Below are 2,351 nucleotides of genomic sequence, written 5' to 3'. Positions count from 1 at the left end.
GCGCTCCTTCAACGACTACCGCGTCAACCTCAAGGCCGAGCTCGAAGTGCGCCATCTGCACGAAAAGCTCGACTACCTCATCTCGCGCCAATGGACGCGCCTGGCCGAGATGCAGCAGATGCAGCTGGATGCGATGCACGAACTGGCGGGCGCGAAGAAGCCGAAGCGGGCGGTGCGCGGAAGGCGAGCGGTGAAGAGTGAGGCCGGGGAGTGAAGTGGGCACAGTGCGGGGCTGAGCCCGCTCGATTTCCGCTAAGAAGCCGTGAGTTGCCGGTTCACCGGCTGGTTCGCAGCTTAATTGACCATTTCTACGAACGGTTGCGCAGCTCAATGAAGCTAGTTTAGGAGCAATATGTATGTCTGATAATTGATCCTGTCAGCGAGACAAATACAGCTGGATAATATGCTATTGGTGAACTAAGGCCCGTCCATGGCTGGCTAAGAGCGCATGTTTTGAGGGGATGCATGGGACCAAAAGCGACGACAACCACTGCGGCCTCACATAGTGGGCTTCGCATAGCGATTACTGCCGGAGCGCTTATTGCCATAGTGCTTCGCATAGCGTTCCCAGCACTTTTCGAGCGCATAGATTCGGTTAGCGTTGCTCTGATCATAGTGGCGATCGTCCCATGGCTCTCTCCGATCGTTTCCAAGATATCCATTCCAGGCTTGATTGAAACGGAGTTGCGTGAACTCAAGCAAGAGGTTCAAGAAGCGAAGGACGAGGTCGCGTCCGCGTCCAAGATTGCCCTTCGGTCGCAAGATATGGCGCTTCTTTCCGGAGCTGAACACGGTTTCGAAGCCACAAACCGAGGTGGGTCGGCCCAACGGTTAGTGGACTTGGCGAAGGACTATGCAGCAGTTAGAGGGAGTATGCCGAAAGGGCCGGCTCGGACTGCCGCCATGGACAAGTTGTTTGGTCAGATGCTGCAGGAAGCCAGCAGGCTTGGGAGAAACTGGCCGCAGCACAATGAAGCTCTACGAAGCAAGGAGGCCGGCGAGCAGCTGGGGGCTATTGCATATGCTTTTGCATTTCCAGAGGCGGTTGATATCAGCGGACTGATTGAGGCTGTCGAAATCGCGAAGCAACCTTTTGTCCAATACTGGGGGTTAAGAGCGATCCAGCGGGCCATGGATGTGGGTGTTGCTTACAGCGTTAAGGACGCAGGTCGTCTTCGAATACTTGCCTCCGCGTTTCAAGCTGAAACAGATCGATACCTAATCGCAAGTTCAATTTCCCGTGCTTTGGAAAAGAAGATCCTATAGGCGAGTTGATGCCCCAGTCAGGCTGAATGCGACGGGGTGATCGGAACGCGAACCTAATCAGCCTGTCCCGAGCCACCGATGCCGCCAATCTCCGATTGCCCGTTGAAGCCCGCCCCGGCTTCCGCTAAGAAGCCGTGACTTGCCGGTTCACCGGCTGGTTCGTTTTCCGGATCGTCGATCCTGAAAGCACCCGTAGCTCAGCTGGATAGAGCGCTGCCCTCCGAAGGCAGAGGTCACAGGTTCGAATCCTGTCGGGTGCGCCAGATTACTGACGGTCCGTTCCGGACACATAGGTTACGGTTTATACCGGAGACATGGGTAACACTTTTGGCCCGAAGGGGTTCTGGAGTGGTTCGAGCCTGCATGTCTCATCGTCGAAATATCCCAAATCATAGTCCATGAAGCTAGCCAGCCAGATATGGTCCTCGACCTGTTTGATTCCGACGGTCTGGCCGGCAAAGACAAGGCTGAGGTTGATCTTCTTGCGGTTATAGCAGATGCGGCCGCAGGTGGTGACGGTGACGGCCTTGTCGTGAAACGGGTAGTCGAGATCGGGCAAGCCGGTGTAGGGACGCGTTGAGGGCGTGTAGCGCTCGGCTGGGCAGTCCATGTCGAGCGCCTGGTGCGGGCGTTCTGAGTTGAACTCGTCGATGAAGTCATCGAACCTGGCCTGCTGTTGAAGGAAATTGGCGCCGGCCGGTTTGGTGGTCTCCTTCTTGAGGGTGAGGTGCATGCGCTCATGGCGGCCATTCTGCTGCGGACAGCCCGGCTTGATGCGCTCGATGTCGATGCCCAGGCGCAGCCACCAGACCGACAGTTTGCTGAGATTGAACAGCGCGTTGGGGCTGGCGAAGGGAACGCCATTGTCGGTCCTGATCGCGCTGGGCAGGCCGAACTGTTTGAAAACGCTTTCGAACACGGTGAAGGCATAGGCTTCCTTGGTGGTCGAGAGCGCCTCGCAGGCGATGAGATAACGGCTGGCGAAGTCGGTGATGGTCAGCGGATAGCAATAGCGCCGATCGGCGAGCATGAACTCGCCCTTGTAGTCGGCACACCAAAGATCGTTAGGGCGACAGCCGTTTGAA

General features: G+C 56.8%; 2 protein-coding genes, 1 tRNA gene and 1 pseudogene. 3 read left to right on the top strand and 1 reads right to left on the bottom strand.

Features of this window, described 5'->3' with window-relative positions; translation table 11 throughout:
- The 3 genes and pseudogenes from EOB49_RS33540 to EOB49_RS33530 form a co-directional block, all read left to right on the top strand.
- Window positions 1–214: pseudogene (locus tag EOB49_RS33540) on the top strand (hypothetical protein); the annotation flags it as partial.
- A gap of 689 nt (window positions 215–903) precedes the next feature.
- Window positions 904–1,266, top strand: a complete 363-nt coding sequence (locus EOB49_RS33535) for a hypothetical protein (RefSeq protein ID WP_127383468.1) — start codon at window positions 904–906, stop codon at window positions 1,264–1,266.
- A 186-nt stretch (window positions 1,267–1,452) separates the two neighbouring features.
- Window positions 1,453–1,529 (top strand) — tRNA-Arg (locus tag EOB49_RS33530).
- 38 nt (window positions 1,530–1,567) lie between these two features.
- On the opposite strand, the gene EOB49_RS33525 is transcribed toward EOB49_RS33530, so the two are convergent.
- Window positions 1,568–2,351 (bottom strand): integrase core domain-containing protein (locus EOB49_RS33525; protein WP_164781915.1); only part of this gene is annotated, 784 nt, incomplete at its 5' end.

Source organism: Mesorhizobium sp. M7A.F.Ca.MR.148.00.0.0, from assembly GCF_003997735.1.
In the GTDB taxonomy this organism is placed as follows: domain Bacteria; phylum Pseudomonadota; class Alphaproteobacteria; order Rhizobiales; family Rhizobiaceae; genus Mesorhizobium.
This window is presented reverse-complemented; position numbering and strand designations above follow the sequence as displayed.